Annotated in this window: 17 protein-coding genes and 1 tRNA gene; 11 read left to right on the top strand and 7 right to left on the bottom strand. The window is 62.0% G+C overall.

Annotated elements, in window-relative coordinates:
* Positions 1-15 precede the first annotated feature (15 nt).
* The 5 genes from KBY73_RS15090 (at position 16) to KBY73_RS13080 (ending at position 9,162) form a co-directional block, all read left to right on the top strand.
* Entirely contained in the window at positions 16-3,699 is a 3,684-nt protein-coding gene (locus KBY73_RS15090; RefSeq protein ID WP_315858441.1) for a bluetail domain-containing putative surface protein, read from the top strand.
* A 343-nt stretch (positions 3,700-4,042) separates the two neighbouring features.
* Complete coding sequence (locus KBY73_RS13095) at positions 4,043-6,544, top strand: GH116 family glycosyl hydrolase (protein WP_254937511.1); 2,502 nt, start codon at positions 4,043-4,045, stop codon at positions 6,542-6,544.
* Positions 6,541-7,035, top strand: coding sequence for a DUF3122 domain-containing protein (locus tag KBY73_RS13090; protein ID WP_254937510.1), 495 nt, complete (start codon positions 6,541-6,543; stop codon positions 7,033-7,035). Before KBY73_RS13095 ends, KBY73_RS13090 begins: the two co-directional genes overlap by 4 nt.
* A 7-nt stretch (positions 7,036-7,042) precedes the next feature.
* Entirely contained in the window at positions 7,043-8,146 is a 1,104-nt protein-coding gene (gene ribD / locus KBY73_RS13085; RefSeq protein ID WP_254937509.1) for a bifunctional diaminohydroxyphosphoribosylaminopyrimidine deaminase/5-amino-6-(5-phosphoribosylamino)uracil reductase RibD, read from the top strand.
* On the top strand, positions 8,143-9,162 hold the full coding sequence (locus KBY73_RS13080; protein ID WP_254937508.1) for a mechanosensitive ion channel family protein: 1,020 nt from the start codon (positions 8,143-8,145) through the stop codon (positions 9,160-9,162). The genes ribD and KBY73_RS13080 overlap by 4 nt, the downstream gene beginning before the upstream one ends.
* On the opposite strand, the gene KBY73_RS13075 is transcribed toward KBY73_RS13080, so the two are convergent.
* The 3 genes from KBY73_RS13075 to KBY73_RS13065 are packed head-to-tail and all read right to left on the bottom strand — an operon-like array spanning position 9,128 to position 10,496.
* Entirely contained in the window at positions 9,128-9,616 is a 489-nt protein-coding gene (locus tag KBY73_RS13075; RefSeq protein WP_254937507.1) for a DUF427 domain-containing protein, read from the bottom strand. The two genes, KBY73_RS13080 and KBY73_RS13075, sit on opposite strands and share 35 nt — an antisense overlap.
* Positions 9,616-9,861, bottom strand: coding sequence for a Nif11-like leader peptide family RiPP precursor (locus KBY73_RS13070; protein WP_106502241.1), 246 nt, complete (start codon positions 9,859-9,861; stop codon positions 9,616-9,618). The genes KBY73_RS13075 and KBY73_RS13070 overlap by 1 nt, the downstream gene beginning before the upstream one ends.
* Positions 9,858-10,496 (bottom strand): SOS response-associated peptidase, encoded by a 639-nt coding sequence (locus KBY73_RS13065; RefSeq protein WP_254937506.1) that lies wholly within the window; start codon positions 10,494-10,496, stop codon positions 9,858-9,860. Before KBY73_RS13065 ends, KBY73_RS13070 begins: the two co-directional genes overlap by 4 nt.
* A gap of 95 nt (positions 10,497-10,591) precedes the next feature.
* Here KBY73_RS13065 and ftsH point away from each other — a divergent pair, with 95 nt between their 5' ends.
* From ftsH to KBY73_RS13045, 4 genes are all read left to right on the top strand, one after another.
* Positions 10,592-12,451: an ATP-dependent zinc metalloprotease FtsH gene (gene ftsH, locus KBY73_RS13060; protein ID WP_254937505.1), complete on the top strand. Its 1,860-nt coding sequence runs from the start codon at positions 10,592-10,594 to the stop codon at positions 12,449-12,451.
* 10 nt (positions 12,452-12,461) lie between these two features.
* Complete coding sequence (gene argF, locus KBY73_RS13055) at positions 12,462-13,415, top strand: ornithine carbamoyltransferase (protein WP_254937504.1); 954 nt, start codon at positions 12,462-12,464, stop codon at positions 13,413-13,415.
* Between the two features lie 52 nt (positions 13,416-13,467).
* Positions 13,468-14,136, top strand: a complete 669-nt coding sequence (gene lexA, locus KBY73_RS13050) for a transcriptional repressor LexA (RefSeq protein WP_254937503.1) — start codon at positions 13,468-13,470, stop codon at positions 14,134-14,136.
* 87 nt (positions 14,137-14,223) lie between these two features.
* Positions 14,224-14,296: transfer RNA gene (locus KBY73_RS13045), tRNA-Ala, on the top strand.
* Between the two features lie 73 nt (positions 14,297-14,369).
* Here KBY73_RS13045 and KBY73_RS13040 read toward each other — a convergent pair.
* Positions 14,370-15,410, bottom strand: a complete 1,041-nt coding sequence (locus tag KBY73_RS13040) for an HD domain-containing phosphohydrolase (RefSeq protein WP_254937502.1) — start codon at positions 15,408-15,410, stop codon at positions 14,370-14,372.
* A 444-nt stretch (positions 15,411-15,854) separates the two neighbouring features.
* Between KBY73_RS13040 and KBY73_RS13035 the strand changes: the two genes are divergently transcribed.
* Entirely contained in the window at positions 15,855-16,310 is a 456-nt protein-coding gene (locus KBY73_RS13035; protein ID WP_254937501.1) for an Rrf2 family transcriptional regulator, read from the top strand.
* Positions 16,310-16,513, top strand: a complete 204-nt coding sequence (locus KBY73_RS13030; protein WP_254937500.1) for a hypothetical protein — start codon at positions 16,310-16,312, stop codon at positions 16,511-16,513. Before KBY73_RS13035 ends, KBY73_RS13030 begins: the two co-directional genes overlap by 1 nt.
* 3 nt (positions 16,514-16,516) lie before the next feature.
* Here KBY73_RS13030 and KBY73_RS13025 read toward each other — a convergent pair whose 3' ends face one another.
* From KBY73_RS13025 to KBY73_RS13015, 3 genes are read right to left on the bottom strand one after another with little or no spacing between them, the layout of a single operon-like run.
* A complete protein-coding gene (locus KBY73_RS13025; RefSeq protein ID WP_254937499.1) occupies positions 16,517-16,846 on the bottom strand; it encodes a hypothetical protein in 330 nt (109 codons plus the stop codon).
* Complete coding sequence (locus KBY73_RS13020) at positions 16,843-17,634, bottom strand: fatty acid desaturase (protein ID WP_254937498.1); 792 nt, start codon at positions 17,632-17,634, stop codon at positions 16,843-16,845. The genes KBY73_RS13025 and KBY73_RS13020 overlap by 4 nt, the downstream gene beginning before the upstream one ends.
* On the bottom strand, positions 17,631-18,584 hold the full coding sequence (locus KBY73_RS13015) for an orange carotenoid-binding protein (protein WP_254937497.1): 954 nt from the start codon (positions 18,582-18,584) through the stop codon (positions 17,631-17,633). The genes KBY73_RS13020 and KBY73_RS13015 overlap by 4 nt, the downstream gene beginning before the upstream one ends.
* Between the last annotated feature and the right edge of the window lie 59 nt (positions 18,585-18,643).

Here is an 18,643-nt window from a genome sequence, read left to right as displayed (position 1 = left end):
TTACGTCTGGGTGACGTGATTGTGTCTGGCAACTCCTTCAGCTCGGGCGGTGGCACAACTCAATCCAGCCTGAGCTTCAACTACGGAAGCATCGGACTTATTACAAGTGGGATCGATCAGTCGACCGGCAGTTCCGTGCCCAACGGTAGTTTTGGCTATGACATCTCTGCCGACACTGCGATCCAAGCAACCGATATTCCTTTGCCAACCGTTGGGGCGTCGAGCAGGCTCCAATCCGCCACCGCCACGAAATATTATCTGTTGATTGACGGCCTCAACGGCGGCTCGAACGAAAGAAATCACCGAGGTTGGTTTGAAATCGACGCGCTCCAATTTGGTGCAGGCGTTAGCGTTAGCTCCCCTCCCTTTAGAGAAGCCAGCGATCCTTTGTTCTCGGAGCTCTCGGTTTCGCTCACTGGTGTCTCTGCCGCTCTACTCAGCGATCTCGTTAACGATACACAATTCCGCTCGATCCAAGTTCAAGGCGTGACAACAGGTGGCGCCGGAGGTGGCGGGTCACCAGTCGTGGTCTACGACCTACGCCTGGGCGACGTGATTGTGTCGAGCAACTCCTTCAGCTCGGGCGGTGGCACAACTCAATCCAGCCTGAGCTTCAACTACGAGCGCATCGGACTTATTACAAGTGGGATCGATCAGTCGACCGGCAGTGCCTTACCCAACGGCAGTTTTGGCTATGACATCTCTACCGACACTGCGATCCAAGCAACTGATATTCCTTTGCCAACATTATTAAATGACAACCCCGTTGTGCTGAGCGACAACAACCCCGATGCCAACTCTGTGGCAGAAAATGACGCCATTGGCACGGCCGTCGGCATCACCGCCTTCGCCACTGACGCAGACTCCGGCGCCAGCATCACCACTTACAGCCTCACCAACAGCGCTGGCGGGCTCTTCTCCGTCGATGCCAACGGTGTGGTGAAAGTTGCCGCTGCTCTCGATTTCGAGGCCGCCAACAGCCACTCCATCACCGTCAAGGCCGTCAGCTCTGACGGCTCCGAGAACACAGAAACCTTCTCCATTGCCGTCACTGACGTCAACGAGGCACCAACCGCTATCAGCCTCTCGGCTAACTCCATCGCCGAGAACACCATCATCGGCACCGGCGTCAAAATCGGCGACCTGAACATCACAGACCCCGATGCCAGCGGCAACAACAACGCCCTCGGGCCTATCACCATCCCCAACAGCATCACCTCAATTGGCAACAATGCGTTCACCGACCCCGATGACAGCGGCAACAACAACGTCCTGACACTTGAGGGCACCGATGCCAGCAGCTTCGAAATCCGTGGCAGCGAGCTCTTCTTCATCGGCTCCAGCCCCAACTTCGAGCTCAAAAACTCCTATGCCGTCACCGTTAAATCCACTGACGGCGACCTCACCTTCTCCCAGCCCTTCACCGTCAACGTCACTGACGTCAACGAGGCACCAACCGCTATCTCACTCTCGGCTAACTCCATCGCCGAGAACACCGACACCAGCTCCGGCGTCAAAATCGGCGACCTGAACATCACAGACCCCGATGCCAGCGGCAACAACAACGCCCTCGTGTCCATCACCATCCCCAACAGCGTCACCTCAATTGGCAACAATGCGTTCACCGACCCCGATGCCAGCGGCAACAACAACGTCCTGACACTTGAGGGCACCGATGCCAGCAGCTTCGAAATCCGTGGCAGCGAGCTCTTCTTCATCGGCTCCAGCCCCAACTTCGAGCTCAAAAACTCCTATGCCGTCACCGTTAAATCCACTGACGGCGACCTCACCTTCTCCCAGCCCTTCACCGTCAACGTCACTGACGTCAACGAGGAGGCCACTGGCACCCTCTCCATCGACGGCACCCCAGAAGAAGGTGCCACCCTCACCGCTGTCACCGCCGATATCTCCGATCCAGACGGTCCGATCACCTCCTTCTCCTATCAGTGGCAGGTTTCAGACAACGGCTCCTCTAATTGGAGCGACATCACCGACGCCACCGGCAGCTCCTTCTCCATCGCGGATGACCAGTCCTTCGTCGGCAAGTTCATCCGGCTCAACGCCACCTCCACCGATTCCTTCGGGGGCAACACAGACTTCGTGTCTGCGGTGGAGAGCATCTCCACCGTCATCACTGCTACCAGTATTGACGCCCGTATTCTCAATGAGCTCAATAGCAATATTTTAGCTGCGATTGATGCCACCCGGGTTATCACTCTGACCGGTGATGCTGCAGCCATCGAAACCGCCATCACAGCGCCTGGCATTAACACCGCTCCTGATGTGGCCGCCACCGTCTCCTCCGGCTCAGCCACCGTGGACCAAGCCAATGCGATCGCTCAAGAGACCACCGGTGTTGTAACAGCACCAATAACCGAAACCGACCTCGACACACTCGGTGGCCTGATCGGGGAAACCAACAACGCCTTCTCCGTCACGGTTACTGATTCATCGGCCGACGCGGCTGCTCTGAACACCCTCGACGGCAAGACAACTGTCACCGTCAACGCCACAGAAGTGGACCTGATCACCGGTGCTGCACCGGCCATCCAAACCGCTGTCACCGCTGCCGGTATCGAAACTGCCGCCAATGTGGCCGCCACCGTCTCCTCCGGCTCAGCCACCGTGGACCAAGCCAATGCGATCGCTCAAGAGACCACCGGTGTTGTAACAGCACCAATCACCGAAACCGACCTCGACACACTCGGTGGCCTGATCGGGGAAACCAACAATGCCTTCTCCGTCACAGTTACTGATTCATCGGCCGATGCTGCTGCTCTGAACACCCTCGACAGCAAAACCACAGTCACTGTTGATGCAACTCAGGTCGGCGAAATCAACGGCACCGCACCACCCATCGAAACCGCCATCACAGCGCCTGGCATTAACACCGCTCCTGATGTGGCCGCCACCGTCTCCTCCGGCTCGGCCACCGTGGACCAAGCCAATGCGATCGCTCAAGAGACCACCGGTGTTGTAACAGCACCAATAACCGAAACCGACCTCGACACACTCGGTGGCCTGATCGGGGAAACCAACAATGCCTTCTCCGTCACGGTGGATGACACTGAGGCTGATGCGGCTGCTCTGAACACCCTCGACAGCAAGACAACTGTCACCGTCAACGCCACAGCAGTGGACCTGATCACCGGTGCTGCACCGGCCATCCAAACCGCTGTCACCGCTGCCGGTATCGAAACTGCCGCCAATGTGGCAGTCACCCTGAACGGTGGCGCAGGCAACGACACCCTGAATGGTGGCGCAGGCAACGACACGATCAATGGAGGTGCTGGCAATGACATCATCATTGGTGGTGCCGGAGCTGACAGGCTCACGGGAGCGAGCGGTACCGACACCTTCCGCTATTCGGCCCTGAATCAGTCTCTGCTGAGCGGATTTGATCGGATCACTGATTTCAGGATCGGCACCGACCGCCTTGATGGCCCCACAGCGGTCTCCAAAGGCAATATGCGCCAACTAGGTAGTGTTAGTCGCCTCAATCAAAATGTCATAAGTCAGGTGCTTACGAATGTAACCTTCAAGGCCAATCAGGCAGCCACCTTCACTCTCGGTAGCGGTGCCTCGACCCGCACCTTCGTGGCGCTCAACAATGACCAAGCAGGCTTCAGCAGCAGCTCTGATTCGATCATCGAGATCACTGGCTTCATGGGTCGCCTCACTGATCTAAGCATCATCTGACCCCCATCAGACTCGCCCCTTTGGCCCAGGTCAGAAGCTCGACTGATTAACAGGAAAATCACAAGGAAAGAAGCAATATCACCTTATTGAATTAAACAGCCTCAACCCATTATTGTGCGTGAAAATAAGACCACTTGAGCGCCCCATAAAAACAATTTAGGCTGCAACTCAAGCACAGCTACCTCTGCCACCTTCTGTTTTCATTCAAAGTTTTTTGGAAGCCTGCGAACGCCGCTTCTTCCAGCCATCTTCTGCACACACCACTTCCGTTTGAGCCCCGGCAGGAAGCCCAGTCCCACCCGCCAACGACCTCTGACAAGCTGGGCGCACCTTTTCTGGCCCCATGGCGCGCTTCGGCCTTTCAGCCCTCACATCGCTGCTGAAGGGCAACGGGGCTCCCACCGCTGGCAGCAGTAGCTGGAGCCGGGCCTTTGGCCTGGGTTGGGAGCAGCCCTACACGGTGCGCTACGCCAGCAACCTCGACGACGGCCCCAACCACGGCATGCCCTTAGGGGGCTTCGGCGCCGGCTGCATCGGCCGCGCCCCCGATGGCTCCTTCAACCTCTGGCACCTCGATGGCGGCGAGCATTGGTTTGGCAACTTGCCCGACTGCCAGTTCGCCCTGTTTGAAACCGACGGCGACCAGAGCCGCGCCCATGCCCTGGCGGTGAAGCCTGAGGCCGATGCCTCCAGGCCCGCAGCCGGCGAACCCCTGAGCGCCTGGAGCTGGTATCCCGCCAGCAGCGCCAAGCGGCGCACCGGCACCTACGCCGCCCGCTACCCGATCAGCAGCACCGAATACGAGGGCATTTTTGCCGCCGAAGTGTGCTGCGAAGCCTTCAGTCCGATCCTGCCGGGCGACTACCAGCGCACCAGTTACCCGGTGGCGGTGTTCGTCTGGACCCTCACCAACCCCACCAACCGGCCCCTCGACCTCTCCCTGCTGCTCAGCTGGCGCAACACCACGGGCTGGTTCACCAACACAGACCCCACAGCAGCAGTCGAGTTTCGAGACGACGGCAGCCCAGAGCACAACTATGTGCCCGCGATCGGCCGCAGCAAGGGCCACCGCAACACCTGGGTGGAGCAACCGGGGCTCAAGGGGGTGCTGCTTGATGGTGAGCGCGCCACCCCCCTCGCCGAGGGCCAGGGCCAGTGGTGCATCGCCACCGCCGACCACCTGGAGGTGCAGCGCTGCAGCCGTTGGGATCCCAGCGGCAGTGGCGCTGAGCTGTGGGAACCCTTCGCCCGCGACGGCTCGATCCCCGACAGCAACAACGACCGCCGCAGTGGCGATAGCGACCCTGCCAGCGCCGCCCTGGCGGTGAAGTGCTGTCTTGAGCCGGGAGCCAGCATCGAAATCCCCCTGGTAATCAGCTGGGACCTGCCGGTCACGGCCTTCGCCACCGGCAGCCGCGCCCTGCGCCGCTACACCGATTTTTTTGGCGGAGAGGCCGGCGGCAGCAGCGGCACCAGCGCCGCCGCCATCGCCGCCGAGGCTCTGCGCGACTGGCGCGACTGGCGCAGTCAGATCGAGGCCTGGCAAAAACCGGTGCTGGAGCGCAGCGATCTGCCCGAACCGCTGCGGATGGCCCTGTTCAACGAGCTCTACGACCTAGCAAGTGGCGGCAGCCTCTGGACCGCCGCTGCTGCAGGCGATCCGGTGGGTCAGTTTGGCGTGCTCGAGTGCCTCGACTACGCCTGGTACGAAAGCCTGGACGTGCGGCTTTACGGCTCCTTTGCCCTGCTGCAGCTCTGGCCCGAGCTCGACAAGGCCGTGCTGCGCAGCTTCGCCCGCGCCATCCCCGCTGCCGATGCCACCCTGCGGCCGATCGGCTGGTATTTCACCCAGGGCAAGGGCCGGGTGGAGGCCGCCCGCAAACTGGCCGGTGCCACCCCCCACGATCTGGGTGCCCCCAACGAGCGGCCGTTTGAGGCCACCAATTACACCGCCTACCAAGACTGCAATCTCTGGAAAGACCTAGCCAGCGACTATGTGCTGCAGGTGTGGCGCACCTACAAGCTCGCCCCCAGCGGCCCAGACCTTGGCTTCCTGGCCGAGTGCTGGCCGGCAGCTATCCAGGCCCTCACCTACCTCAAAACCTTCGATGTAAACAACGACGGCCTGCCCGACAACGGCGGCGCCCCCGACCAAACCTTCGACGACTGGCCGCTCAAGGGCGTCAGCGCCTACTGCGGCGCCCTCTGGATCGCCGCCCTGGAGGCGGGGCTGGCGATCGCCCAGCAGCTGCAACTGGAGCTAGGGCTAGACACCAGTGGCGAACAGCGCCTACTGGGCGGCTGGCTGGAGCAGTCGCGCGCCAACTTCGATCTGCTGCTGTGGAACGGCGAGTTTTACAAAATCGATGCCGAGAGCGGCACGCCGGTGGTGATGGCAGACCAGCTCTGCGGCGACTTCTACGCCCGCCTGCTGGGACTGCCCTCCGTGGTGGCTGATGAGCGCGCCAGCAGTGCGCTTAAAGCGATTAAAGAGTCGTGCTTTGAGGGCTTCCAGGGCGGCAAGCTCGGGGTAGCCAACGGCCTGCGCCGCGACGGCACCCCGCTCGATCCCAACGGCACCCATCCCCTTGAGGTGTGGACCGGCATCAACTTCGGCCTGGCGGCCTACTACCGCCTAATGGGAGAAACCAGCACGGCCTTTGCCATCACCGGCGCCGTAGTGGAGCAGGTGTATAGCGGCGGCCTGCAGTTCCGCACCCCCGAGGCGATCACTGGCGTGAACACCTTCCGGGCCTGCCACTACTTGCGCGCCATGGCGATCTGGGCCCTTTGGGCTACCCACACCAACTGGCAAGGGATTCCAGGCGCTGAGCGCCAACCATGAAACGCCTGCTTTCCCTGCTGCTGGCCCCCTTGCTGGCGCTAGGGCTCTGGCTGAGCCTGCCCACCCCGGCCCAGGCCCTGGTGCACGCCCACAACGACGAAAACGGCACCCCGGTGGTGCGCAGCCTCGAGAGCCTGCGCGACCTCGACTACCAGAGCTGGCAGGTGGTCGCTTACCGCGAAGGTACCCCGGGCGGCCCCCTGAAGCTGCGCATCGTGGGCTATCCCGGCAAGGTGCGGCTAGACCACCCCACCTCCCTACAGGTGCGCAGCGGTCACTTCAGCTGGGAGCTGGCCGATGTGACCATGGCCAATCCCCAGCTAGCGGGTGATGGCCGCGCCGCCGCCGCCGAGTTTGATCTAGCTCCCCTGCTGGCCGACCTGCACCAAGACCGGCCCCTGCGCCTGGTGCTGCCGGGGGTATTTGTGGAGCTGCCGGTGCCGCCATTTGTGGTGGCGGAATGGCGCAGCCTGCCCAGCGCTGCTGGATGAGCCAGTGATGCACTCCACGGCGCCCTGGCTTCCCTGGATGCAACGGGCCCTGCAGCTAGCTGAGCTGGGCGCCGGCCGCACCAGCCCCAACCCGCTGGTGGGAGCGGTGGTGCTCGATGCCGGCGGCTCGCTGGTGGGGGAGGGCTATCACGCCCGGGCAGGCGAGCCCCACGCCGAGGTGGGCGCCCTGGCCCAGGCGGGCGAGCGGGCCCGCGGCGGCACCCTGGTGGTAACCCTGGAGCCCTGCTGCCACCACGGCCGCACCCCCCCCTGCAGCCAGGCGGTGATCGCCGCCGGCATCGCCCGGGTGGTGGTGGCCATGGCCGATCCCAACCCCCAAGTGGCGGGGGGCGGCCTAGCCCAGCTGAGGGCCGCGGCCATCGAGGTGATCACCGGCGTAGCCGAGGCCGAGGCCCGCTGCCTCAACCGAGCCTTCATTCACCGCATCAGCAGCGGCCGCCCCTTGGGCATCCTCAAGTGGGCCATGGGAATCGACGGCCGCACCGCCCTGAGCAACGGCGCCAGCCAGTGGATCAGTGGCCCCGAGGCCCGCGCTTGGGTGCACCAGCTGCGGGCCGGCTGCGATGCGGTGATCGTCGGCGGCGGCACCGTGCGCGCCGACGACCCCCTGCTCACCAGCCGCGGCCAACGTCAACCCGAGCCGCTGCGGGTGGTGCTCAGCCGCCGCCTGGAGCTCCCCGCCGAGGCCAAGCTCTGGGATCAGAGCGCCGCCGCCACCCTGGTGGTGCATGGGCCAGAGGCTCCAGCCGCGGCCGCAGCCGCCCTGGATAAACGGGGCGTGCCCAGACTGGAGCTCGAGGGCTGCAGCCCCCGACTGCTGCTGGAGGCCTTGGCGCTGCGGGGCTGCAACCAGGTGCTCTGGGAATGCGGCCCCGAACTGGCCGCCGCCGCTTTAGCCGAGGGCTGCGTGCAGGAGCTGGCCGCCGTGATCGCCCCGAAGCTGATGGGCGGCCAGCCGGCCCGCACCCCCCTTGGTGAGCTGGGTTTCACAGCTATGGCCCAGGTGCGGAGCTGGCAGGCGCAAGCGCCCCAGCGCCTGGGCAGCGATCTGCTCTGGCAACTCAGCTCACCTGCAGAGCTGGAGCCATGATCGCCGCAAAACTGCCCTTCGATCTGCAGCTTCCCCTGGCGGGAGTGTTGCTGGCCCTAGGCACCTGGCTGCTGCTCGACCGGCTCGGCAGGCGCTGCCGCAGCGGCTCCCTGGGGCAAGCCCTGCTACTGAGCGGGCGAGTCAGCCTGGCGGGCACGGTGTTGCTCAGCAGTGCGGGCTGGTGGCTGGCGGGCCTGGAGGTGCGCAATCTGCTGCTCACCATCGGCGTGATTTGGACCCTGCTGCGCTGGCGCGGCGAACTCAAACAGCGCACCGAGCACTACGCCGCCCAGTTGCTACCGCATCTCTCCAGCAAGGATCAGCTGTTCCTATTCGACGTGCTCGACAAGCTGCTGACCACAGCAGCCCTGCTGGTGGTGCTGGTCATGGGCCTAGATCTGCTGGGTGTATCGGCGGGAGTGCTGATCACCGCAGGGGGGTTTGGAGCAGCTGCCCTGGGCTTCGGCGCCCGCACCATCGTGGAAAACGGCCTCAGTGGCTTGAGCCTCTACATCAACCGCCCCTTCGTGCTCGGCGACACCATCAACCTGCCTGGCCTGAATTTGCTTGGCACGGTGGAGCAGGTGGGCTGGTTTTACACCGAGCTACGCGATCCGGAACGCCAGCGCATTTACGTGCCTAATGGGGTGTTCACCAGCCAAGCAATCCTGAACCTGGCCCAGATCGACAACCGCCGCATCTGGATCGAATTTGGCCTCAGCTACGCAGACCGGGAGCGCGTCGCCAAGATCACCCAAAACCTGGAGCAGCGCCTCTCAAGCTTGCCCGGCCTAGACCCGGCCAAGGATCAGCTAGCCCACTTCGTGGGCTACGGCGAGTCCAGCCTCCAGCTGCGCCTGCTCTGCTACGCGGCCAGCAGCGATATCCACGCTGCCTGGGCCCTGCGGCAGCAAGCCCTGCTGTTGATCGGCGAGGTGGTGGAGCAGGCCGGTGGCTCGATGCCCTTCCCCACCAGGCTGCTCATACGAGCTCCGGATGCAAGGGATCACCCTTGAATGGCCCCTGCACATGGGATGTGATCCAGCCGCCGTAGAAGCCGCCTGGCTGGGGCCGCACGAGTTCACCATCCAGCCAGCAACCGTCCATCAAGGCCGGGTACACCGCAAACCAACCGGCCAAAGCAGCAAAGGCCTCGGTGGGTTCGGGGTAGGTCCACACCGCCCGCCGCAGCCGGCGCTCGGCCTGGCCACCGCCATCCAGCACCACATCGAAGTAGCGCGCCACCCCCTTCCACTCGCAAAAACTGGCGCCGCTACTGGCCACAAGCAGCTCCTGGCGCACCGCCTCAGGCGGCAAGTAGTAGGTGGGTGGGTGAAAGGTTTCCAGCACCCGCAAACTGCGGCGGCTCTCGGCCAGAAGCTGGCCAAGGGCCTCAACCCGCACCAGCTGGCTGCTCTCAACCAGGGCCGGGGGGCGGGGGTAGGCGCCTACCAGCTCAGGGGCTGCCATCAGGAGTAGATGAAATTGCGCAACCGCCGGCCTTCAGCGCCAGCCCGCTCCTGGAGCTCCGCATCGCTGAGGCTGGACTCCTGCCGCTGCTGCGCGGCGATCACATCAGCCTCCTCAAGGGCATAGCCAGCGCCGCGGGCCAGCTCCAGAAAGTCCTGCAGCTCCAAGGGCTCCGCCAGCTGGGTCGCCAGCTGAGGCGATTGGCGGGCATGCGCCAAAAAGGCATCGAGGCGCTCGAGGCTCACAGGTCCAGTTCCAACTGCGGTTGGTCTAGCGCCATCGCTGCCCCATCGGCCTGCCAGTCGCCGCCATCCCAGGGCAGCAGCAGCGGTTCGAGGGCCCGCAGGCCATGGCCATCGGTGGGCTCAAGCCAGGCCTGCTCCAGGCCGTTGGGAATCACCACCGGCATACGCCGGTGGATTGGCGCTATCAGAGCATTGGGGGCGGTGGTGAGCACGCAGCAGCTGTCGAGCTCGCTGCCATCGGGGCCGATCCAGCGCTCCCAGAGGCCGGCAAGCCAAAACAGATCGCCATCGCGGCGCCGCAGCCACTGGCCCTGCTCCCAAAAAGCATCAGCAGGAATCAAACATCGGCGATGGCGCCAGGCGGCGCGAAAGCTGGGCTTGAAGGCCACCGTCTCGGCGCGGGCATGCAAGCAGCGGTGGGCGATGGCGGGATCCTTGACCCAGTCGGGCAGCAGCCCCCAAAGGGCTAGCCCCACCTGCAGCTGGCCATTTTCCTGGCGCTGGATCAGCAGGGGTTCGCCGGGAAGCACTTGCAAGCGCGGCGCGTAGTGGGCCGCCAGACCGGGCGGCAGGGGGCCCTGCAAGCGGGGCTGCAGGCGATCGAAGCCAGCGCAGAGGGAATAGCGACCACACATAGCTGGAATGGGTCCTCGTACGGTTCTCCCGACCCGCCGCCGAAACGACCAGGGGACCACAGCCCTAGTTTGGGTGCACCTTTGGCTGCCGCACCATGGCGATCCGCCAGGACGACAACCGCCCTAACCGCCGCTTCGGAATCATCAACCTGGTGTTGATCGGTTTTGGTGTGCTGCTGCTGTTCAGCAACTTCCTGCCCAATCCAGCCGCCCAGGTGCCGCGGGTGCCCTACTCCCTGTTCATCGATCAGGTGAACGGCAGCAACGTCAAACGGGCCTACATCACCTCAGACCAGATCCGCTACGAGCTAAAGGAGCCCGAAGAGGAGGGTGCTCCCACGGTGCTCTCCACCACGCCGATCTTCGACATGGATCTGCCTCAGCGGCTCGAGTCGCACGGGGTTGAGTTCGCCGCCGCGCCCCCCCAGAAGCCCAGCTTCTTCACCACCGCCTTGAGCTGGGTGGTGCCGCCGCTGATCTTCATCCTGGTGCTGCAGTTTTTCGCCCGCCGCCAGATGGGCGGTGGCGCCCAGGGAGCTTTGAGCTTCACCAAGAGCAAAGCCAAGGTTTACGTGCCCGATGAGGAATCGCGGGTCACCTTTGCCGACGTAGCTGGCGTGGATGAAGCCAAAGCCGAGCTGGCAGAGATCGTTGACTTCCTCAAAAAACCCGAGCGCTACGCCGCCATCGGCGCCCGCATTCCCAAAGGTGTGCTGCTGGTAGGCCCTCCCGGCACGGGCAAAACCCTGCTCTCCAAGGCCGTTGCAGGTGAAGCAGGCGTGGCCTTCTTCATCATTTCCGGCTCCGAATTCGTGGAGCTGTTCGTGGGTGCTGGCGCTGCGCGAGTGCGCGACCTATTCGAAGAAGCCAAGAAAAAAGCGCCTTGCATCATCTTTATCGACGAGCTCGATGCCATCGGTAAGAGCCGTTCGGGCTCGATGGGTGTGGTGGGCGGCAACGACGAACGCGAGCAGACCCTCAACCAACTGCTCACGGAGATGGATGGCTTTGCCGGCCAGGACAAGCCGGTGATCGTGCTGGCTGCAACCAACCAGCCCGAAACCCTTGATGCCGCCCTGCTGCGGCCCGGTCGTTTCGACCGCCAGGTGCTGGTGGATCGCCCCGACCTATCCGGTCGCAAGCTGATTCTGGAGATCTACGCCAAGAAGGTGAAGCTCTCCAGCGCCGTCGATCTCGACAAGATTGCCCAAGCCACCAGCGGCTTTGCCGGCGCCGACCTGGCAAACCTCGTGAACGAAGCAGCCCTGCTTGCAGCCCGCTCCTATCGCACCGAGGTGGAGCAAGGCGACCTCAACGAGGCGATTGAACGAGTGGTGGCTGGCCTGGAGAAGAAGAGCCGGGTGCTGCAACCCGATGAGAAAAAAGTGGTGGCCTATCACGAAGTCGGCCACGCAATCGTGGGACACCTAATGCCAGGCGGCAGCAAGGTGGCCAAGATCTCGATCGTGCCCCGCGGCATGAGCGCCCTGGGCTACACCCTGCAGCTGCCCACCGAAGAGCGCTTCCTCAATTCCAAGGAAGACCTCGAGGGTCAAATTGCCACCTTGCTTGGCGGCCGCAGCGCTGAAGAGGTGGTGTTTGGTGAGGTCACAACCGGCGCCGCCAACGACCTGCAACGCGCCACCGACATCGCCGAGCAGATGGTGGGCACCTTCGGCATGAGCGAAACCCTCGGCCCCCTGGCCTACGACAAGCAGGGCGGCAGCCGCTTCCTTGGTGGCAACAACAACCCCCGCCGGGTGGTGAGTGACGCCACGGCCCAAGCGATCGATAAGGAGGTTCGCTCCTTAGTCGACAACGCCCATAACAAGGCGCTAGCGATCCTGAACCACAACCGGGGGCTGCTCGAATCGATCTCCGAGAAGATCCTCGAAAAGGAGGTGATCGAAGGCGACGACCTCAAGGAGCTGCTGGCTAGCAGCGTCATGCCCTAGGAGTTGAGCCATGGCTGCCATCAGTGCCTATCCGCCCCTTGCAGAGCTGCGCGGGCAGGACCTGCTCTCCTCGGCCGACCTCAGCGGCGAACAGACCCAGGCCCTGCTGCAGCTGGCGTCCGACCTAAAGGCCGGCCGCAGCCCCGTTGATTTAGGCCGCAAAACCCTCGGGCTGATCTTCAGCAAGGCCTCCACCCGCACTCGGGTGAGCTTCTCGGTGGCCATGGCCAGGCTTGGTGGCCAAACCATCGATCTCAATCCCCAGGTGAGCCAGGTAGGCCGCGGGGAGCCGGTGGCAGATACGGCGCGGGTGCTGAGCCGCTATGTAGATGCCCTGGCGATCCGCACCTTCGGCCAGGGCGAGCTCGAGGAGTACGCCCACTGGGCCACGATCCCGGTGATCAATGCCCTCACCGACCTCGAGCACCCCTGCCAGGCCCTCGCCGACTACCTGACACTGCAGGAGGCCTTCGGAGCAGTGGAGGGCCTGACCCTCAGCTACGTGGGCGACGGCAACAACGTGGCCCACTCGTTGATGCTCTGCGGCGCCCTGCTCGGGGTGAATGTGCGCATCGGCTGCCCGGTGGGATTTGGACCCAATGCAGCCGTGCTTGAGCAGTCACTACGTCTCGCGGCTGCTCGCGGGTCCGAGGTGGCGGTGCTGCACGAGCCGGTGGCTGCTGTACGCGGCGCCCACGCCCTTTACACAGATGTGTGGGCATCGATGGGGCAGGAGGAGGAAAAGGCAGAGCGACAGAGGGCCTTTGCCGGCTGGTGCCTAAACGAAGAGCTGGTCGCAGAAGCAGATCCAAGCGCAATCGTGCTGCACTGCCTGCCGGCCTATCGCGGCCTGGAAATCAGCGCCGGCGCCATGGAGGGCAGCTCCAGCCGCATATTTGATCAGGCCGAAAACCGCCTCCACGCCCAACAAGCCCTACTGGTAGCACTACTCGGCGGCGCCTGAGCTGGACAAACAGGCCGCGAGGCGGTACATCTGTATCAGCGACGTAGCGTCCGTGCCCAATTCCAGCCCCAGCCACTCCAGTCACACCAAAACCAACCACAGCCAAGCCAACCAAGACCAGCAGGAGCTCTCCTCTGCCCAGCAAGAGCTATACGACTGGCTTAGCGACTACATCGGCAGCAACCGCCACAGCCCCTCGATCCGCCAAATGATGGAAGCGATGGGGCTGCGCTCGCCAGCGCCGATCCAGAGCCGTCTGCGCCACCTGCAGCAGAAGGGCTGGATCACCTGGCAAGAGGGCCAAGCCCGCACCCTGCAGCTCCTAGGCGGCATGGCCAGCGGCATCCCAGTGCTCGGCGCCGTAGCCGCCGGCGGCTTGGTTGAAACCTTCGACGACATCCAGGAGCGCCTCGACCTGGCCCCGGTGCTCGATACCCGCGGCCTTTTTGCCCTCACCGTGAACGGCGATTCAATGGTGGACGCCCACATCGCCGACGGGGACGTGGTGCTGCTTGAACCTGTCAGCGACCCGAGCCGGCTCAAAGCAGGCACGATTGTCAGCGCCCTGGTGCCCGGCAGCGGCACCACCTTGAAGCACTTCCACCGCAGCGGCGCCACGGTGACCCTGGAAGCAGCCAATCCGGCCTATGCCCCAATCGTGCTCCCAGCCGACCAGGTAACGGTGCAGGGCAAGCTAGTGGCCGTCTGGCGCCAGGTCTAAACAGGTGGCGTTGTAAGCTCATTGAGCGTCAGGCAAGGCCACAAGCCAAGCGGAATGACCAGCATTCCGTTGCCATGGCGTCCTATCGGGGCCATAGCTCAGCTGGTAGAGCACCTGCATGGCATGCAGGGGGTCAGCGGTTCGAATCCGCTTGGCTCCATACCGAAACCCAGGCTATTCCTGGGTTTTTTGATGTTTGAGCGATGAGGTGCCTAGGGGCATCTCACAACTAATTAGCTATTACCGCCGCCGTGGCGGGCCAAAGATTGGGGGAAGGAGTAATCCTTTTCCCGGAAGAGCGCCAGGCAAGCATCCACCACATTTCCATCGAAAAGGGTATTTTTGCCCGCACTAACTACCTCCAGCGCCTCCACTAATCCTTTAGCAAAGCGATAGGGACGGTTGGTAGTCATCGCTTCTACGGTGTCGGCCACCGCCAGAATCCTGGCTTCGAGAATGATGGCGTCGCCCTCGAGCCCTTGAAGGTAGCCGCTGCCATCGAGCCGCTCGTGGTGCTGATGCACCGCCTTAGCCACGGGCCAGGGAAAATCAATTTCACTAAGCACCTCATAGCCCACCTCCACATGGCTCTTAATCAGGGCCATTTCCCAAATAGACAAAGCAGTGGGCTTGGTCAGCAATTCAGCAGGAATTGCAATTTTGCCAATGTCGTGCACAAGTGCGGAAATGCGCAAACCCTCCATGGTGCTGGCATCCAGGAGCAGCTCTCGACCAATCGCCTCGGCAAGATCCGCCACTCGGTGAGTATGCCCAGCGGTATAGGGGTCGCGCGCCTCCAGCACCGAGGTGAGGGCGTTAACGATGCCACTTAAGCCGGCCAACACCGCATTGTCATAGTCCTGCTGCAGGCCTTCGGCCCGCTTCCGCTCTGAAATATCACGAATATTGCACTGAATCACCATAGCTTCGCCAACCGAATAGACATTGCTAACAAATTCCACCGCTATCGACTTTCCGGCCTTCGTGAGCAGAGGCATGTCGTCATAGTGAGCATAGAGCTTGTCTTGCAGATCAGAAAAAGCCTGAAGCGATTTACCCTTATCAACAAAAGCGCCAATCTCCCACAACTTCAAGCCCACAATTTCAGCAGAGGGGTAACCAAGTAGATCGCAGAGGTAGGGATTAACCTCAAGAATCAAGCCAGTCAACGCATCAATTATTAAAATGCCATCTTGGGCAGACTCAAAAAGACGCCGGTAGCGCTGCTCCGACTCCAACAACGCCCGTTGAATTAAATCTTCCTGCTTCGTCACTACCTTTTCTCCCCCAACCCCTAAAGCCTATCTGGGAAAAGGGCTTGCGGCCGTACGGGAATAGGCCCCCCCGCCAACCTACTTAGATCCCTGATTCGGACTATTTTGAGTTTGAGGGGAGATGGGCCTACCCAGATCTCCGCTCCAACCAATCTCCGCTCTTTGGAGGTGATGCCCTTGACTCAGATCCACCATCAGGCCATATCCAACCCTTTTCCACCCAACCAACTGATCACACGGAACCACCGAGTCGCATGGCGTGTGTGAGCGCCGAGCCTGCCTTGGTTGGCCTTAACGCCCGATTTTCTACCGGCTGACGGTTTCTCAACCAATGAGCCGTCTTATAGAAAAGCCCCCAGCCTCCTCTTGGTTTGGGGGCTTTTGGCGCAACCAGTTGACAGCCCTTGGGATTTCCGACCCGCCGAGCGCTGTTTGGCTGGCAGAATGGCAGTTGACCATTGCAAGCCCATGGGCTTCAGCGCCAAAATCCAATATGGATTGGTCGCCCTCATAGACCTCGCCGGGGCTTACGCCTCTGGAGCCTTGGTTCAAACCGGCGAAATCTGCAAGCGCCATGCCATTCCCGAACGCTACCTGGAGCAGATGCTCACCGGCCTGCGCAAGGCCGGACTGCTAACCAGCATCCGTGGACCGAGGGGGGGCTTTCAACTCGCCCTCAATCCAGACAACATCACCGTGGCAGATGTAGTGGCTGCATTGGAAGGCAGCAGCAGCACGGAACAGCAAAGAGAACCAGATGATCCGGCCTTCCTGGTGCTTGCAGCTCTAGAGCAAAAACTGGAAGCCAGTAAGGAAGCCCTTCTCAGAGCCACCACCCTGGCCCAACTGCTGCGCGAGCACGATGCCATAAAGCAGCCCTTGCCGATGTTTTACATCTGATGCCTAACCGCAAGCCCTTGCCTCCATTAAGGGAGGACCAAGACGACTGGCCCATCGACCAGGGGCGCCCTTTGTTGCTAAGGCTGCTGGCCCTGCTTGGGGTCCTTGGCTTCGTGATGCTGGGAGTTAACAGCCTGTTGCCTGCCTTCGAGCCACCCAGCCCAAGGCCCATGCCCGATCAGGGCAACCGCTCAATCACTTGAGGGCTAAAAGCGGGACATCGCCACAATCTTGGCCAGCTTCTCAGCTTCTAGACCGTTCAGTTCGTCGATCTGCAGCAGGCTGTCTTTGACCAAGCTGGCAAACACGAACAGGATGCCGTCAAGGCGGAAATCAAAGCGACCTTCGATAGTGTGGCGCTCAATACTCAAGTAATCATGCAGCTGCCATATGGTTTCTGCAGATTCAAGTTCGTCGGCCTTGGCACGCACCTGAGCCACTAGCTTCTGCACTGCCCTGGTGTACGCACGTTCGAAGGCTTCGCGGGCAACCGCCTGCTCCGTGTCTGTCCAACCTTCGAGCATTGTGTCCATCATGTGAATTGAGCCCTCTCCCTTAGCAGCGAGGCTAGTCGGGGACTCAGCCTGCTGCGAGACCTACGCCGCTGGGCCGGAAGTTCAAACCAGGCAAGCGTTGGGGCGTCATGGTGCTCCCGGTGATATCCGAAGTGGAAACAGGCCAGTAGGGAGAGCCAGGGGGCCAGTTCGAGGCTGTCGGCATGGGGGCGACGCTGGGGCAAACGCTGGCCTCGGTGGGGCAGGTAGGTGCCGAAAACAAACAACTGCAGCGAGCTGAGCAGCAGGGGCAAGGTGCAAAACAGGAGCACATTCAGCCAGCCGATTGGAGCCAAGCGGCAGGCGATCAAGGACAACACTGTCCAGCCGGTAAGTAACCGGCCCATCTGCCCCCAGGTGAGATAGCCAGCCATGAAACGGACATACCAACCAATGGCCCCTGCAGCCGGGTCCCCGTAGAAATCAGGGTCAGCGGAGCTTGCAGTGAATAGATGGTGGTGTTGATGGTTGCGGCAGCAGGCTTGATAAGGAAGCGCCGCATATAGGCCCAGGGCGATCCTGCCCAGCAAGGCATTGCCATAGCGCCAATGGGGCCACAACACCCCATGCATGGCGTCGTGACCAACGATGAATAGGCCTGTTTGAAGCAGGGTCCGGCCTACCACTCCAAAAAAGATCGCCAGCCAAACCAGTGGTCCGGCCAGCTGCGTGGCGTTTAAATCCCAGCTCAACAGGCCAGCAAGGCTGGCCAGCCAACCCAGCATTATCAGTGCGGCAAGCAGAAGCCCCTTGCGGCTGGCTACGCTCAACGGCCGAATTTCAGCAAATCTGCAGGCGAAGCCAATAGATCGATGGCCACGAAGTAGATCTTGCCGTCAGGGTTGAGCAGGAAACGCCAAGCAACGTTCATACCAACGCCGGCTCCAAACCAGGGGGTTTGGACCTTGCCAGTCACCTTGATTTGGGTGAAATTGCCTTCTGTGGGCTCAGCAAAGCCTCGCTCAGGAAGAAGCTGCAGATTTTGGCAGTCTTCACGGAAGAAGCGCAGGATCGCGTCACGACCCACGATTGGCTTCTGGAAAGGGGCCTGTAGGGCACCATCCGGCAGAAACAGTTCGATCAGATTGTCAAAGTCGTTGGCGTTCAGCAGGTCCATATAGCTGTTCACCGTTGGGTTGATAACGCCCTCGATGAACACCCGCTTGCGCTGCTCTTGGGGAGTGGGAGCGGCAATGGGCTCCATGACTCGCTGTCCCTCGCCTTTGGCGGGGTCGTAGCCCATATCAACCACAAAGTTGCGTAGCAGGGTGATCTGCTGGCCCTGATCGACAGCTTTCACTGAGCTGAGCACGGCAGAAGCGTTGGGCGACAGCTGGTAGCCCTCAGGGATCGGAGCAACAAAACCGGCGGCCATCCATTCGCCCAACTGGTACCAGAAGCCCAGCTTGATATTTACCGACCAACAGGCGTAGGTGCGACCGATTTGGGTATCGGCGCGATTGGCAAGCTCGCACATCACCTGGCTCTGCTCAGCGAAGCTCATCGCCTTGATCTGGTTGAGCACAGGCTCGGCAAACTGCATCCGTGCTGCTCCAGGGGCGGCAACGGTGATCGTGTTGCCCATTTCGAGATAGGCGTACCAGATCAGAGCCAGTTGGTCCTCGGCGCTCAGCAAGCGAAAGCGGGCCGTGATCGCAGGCACGACGTCAGCTGAAGCTGTATCGGGAAAGATCTGGGTTGCCTTCTCAAGCGTGAACATGCGGCGACGATCCAATTGTTAAGGAGATTTGCAGACTCTAGCGCCAAGGAGCCAGATCT

Source organism: Cyanobium sp. Tous-M-B4, assembly GCF_024345395.1.
In the GTDB taxonomy this organism is placed as follows: domain Bacteria; phylum Cyanobacteriota; class Cyanobacteriia; order PCC-6307; family Cyanobiaceae; genus Cyanobium_A.
The sequence above is the reverse complement of the archived record's forward strand: the minus strand, read 5'-3'. Positions and strand labels throughout refer to the sequence as shown.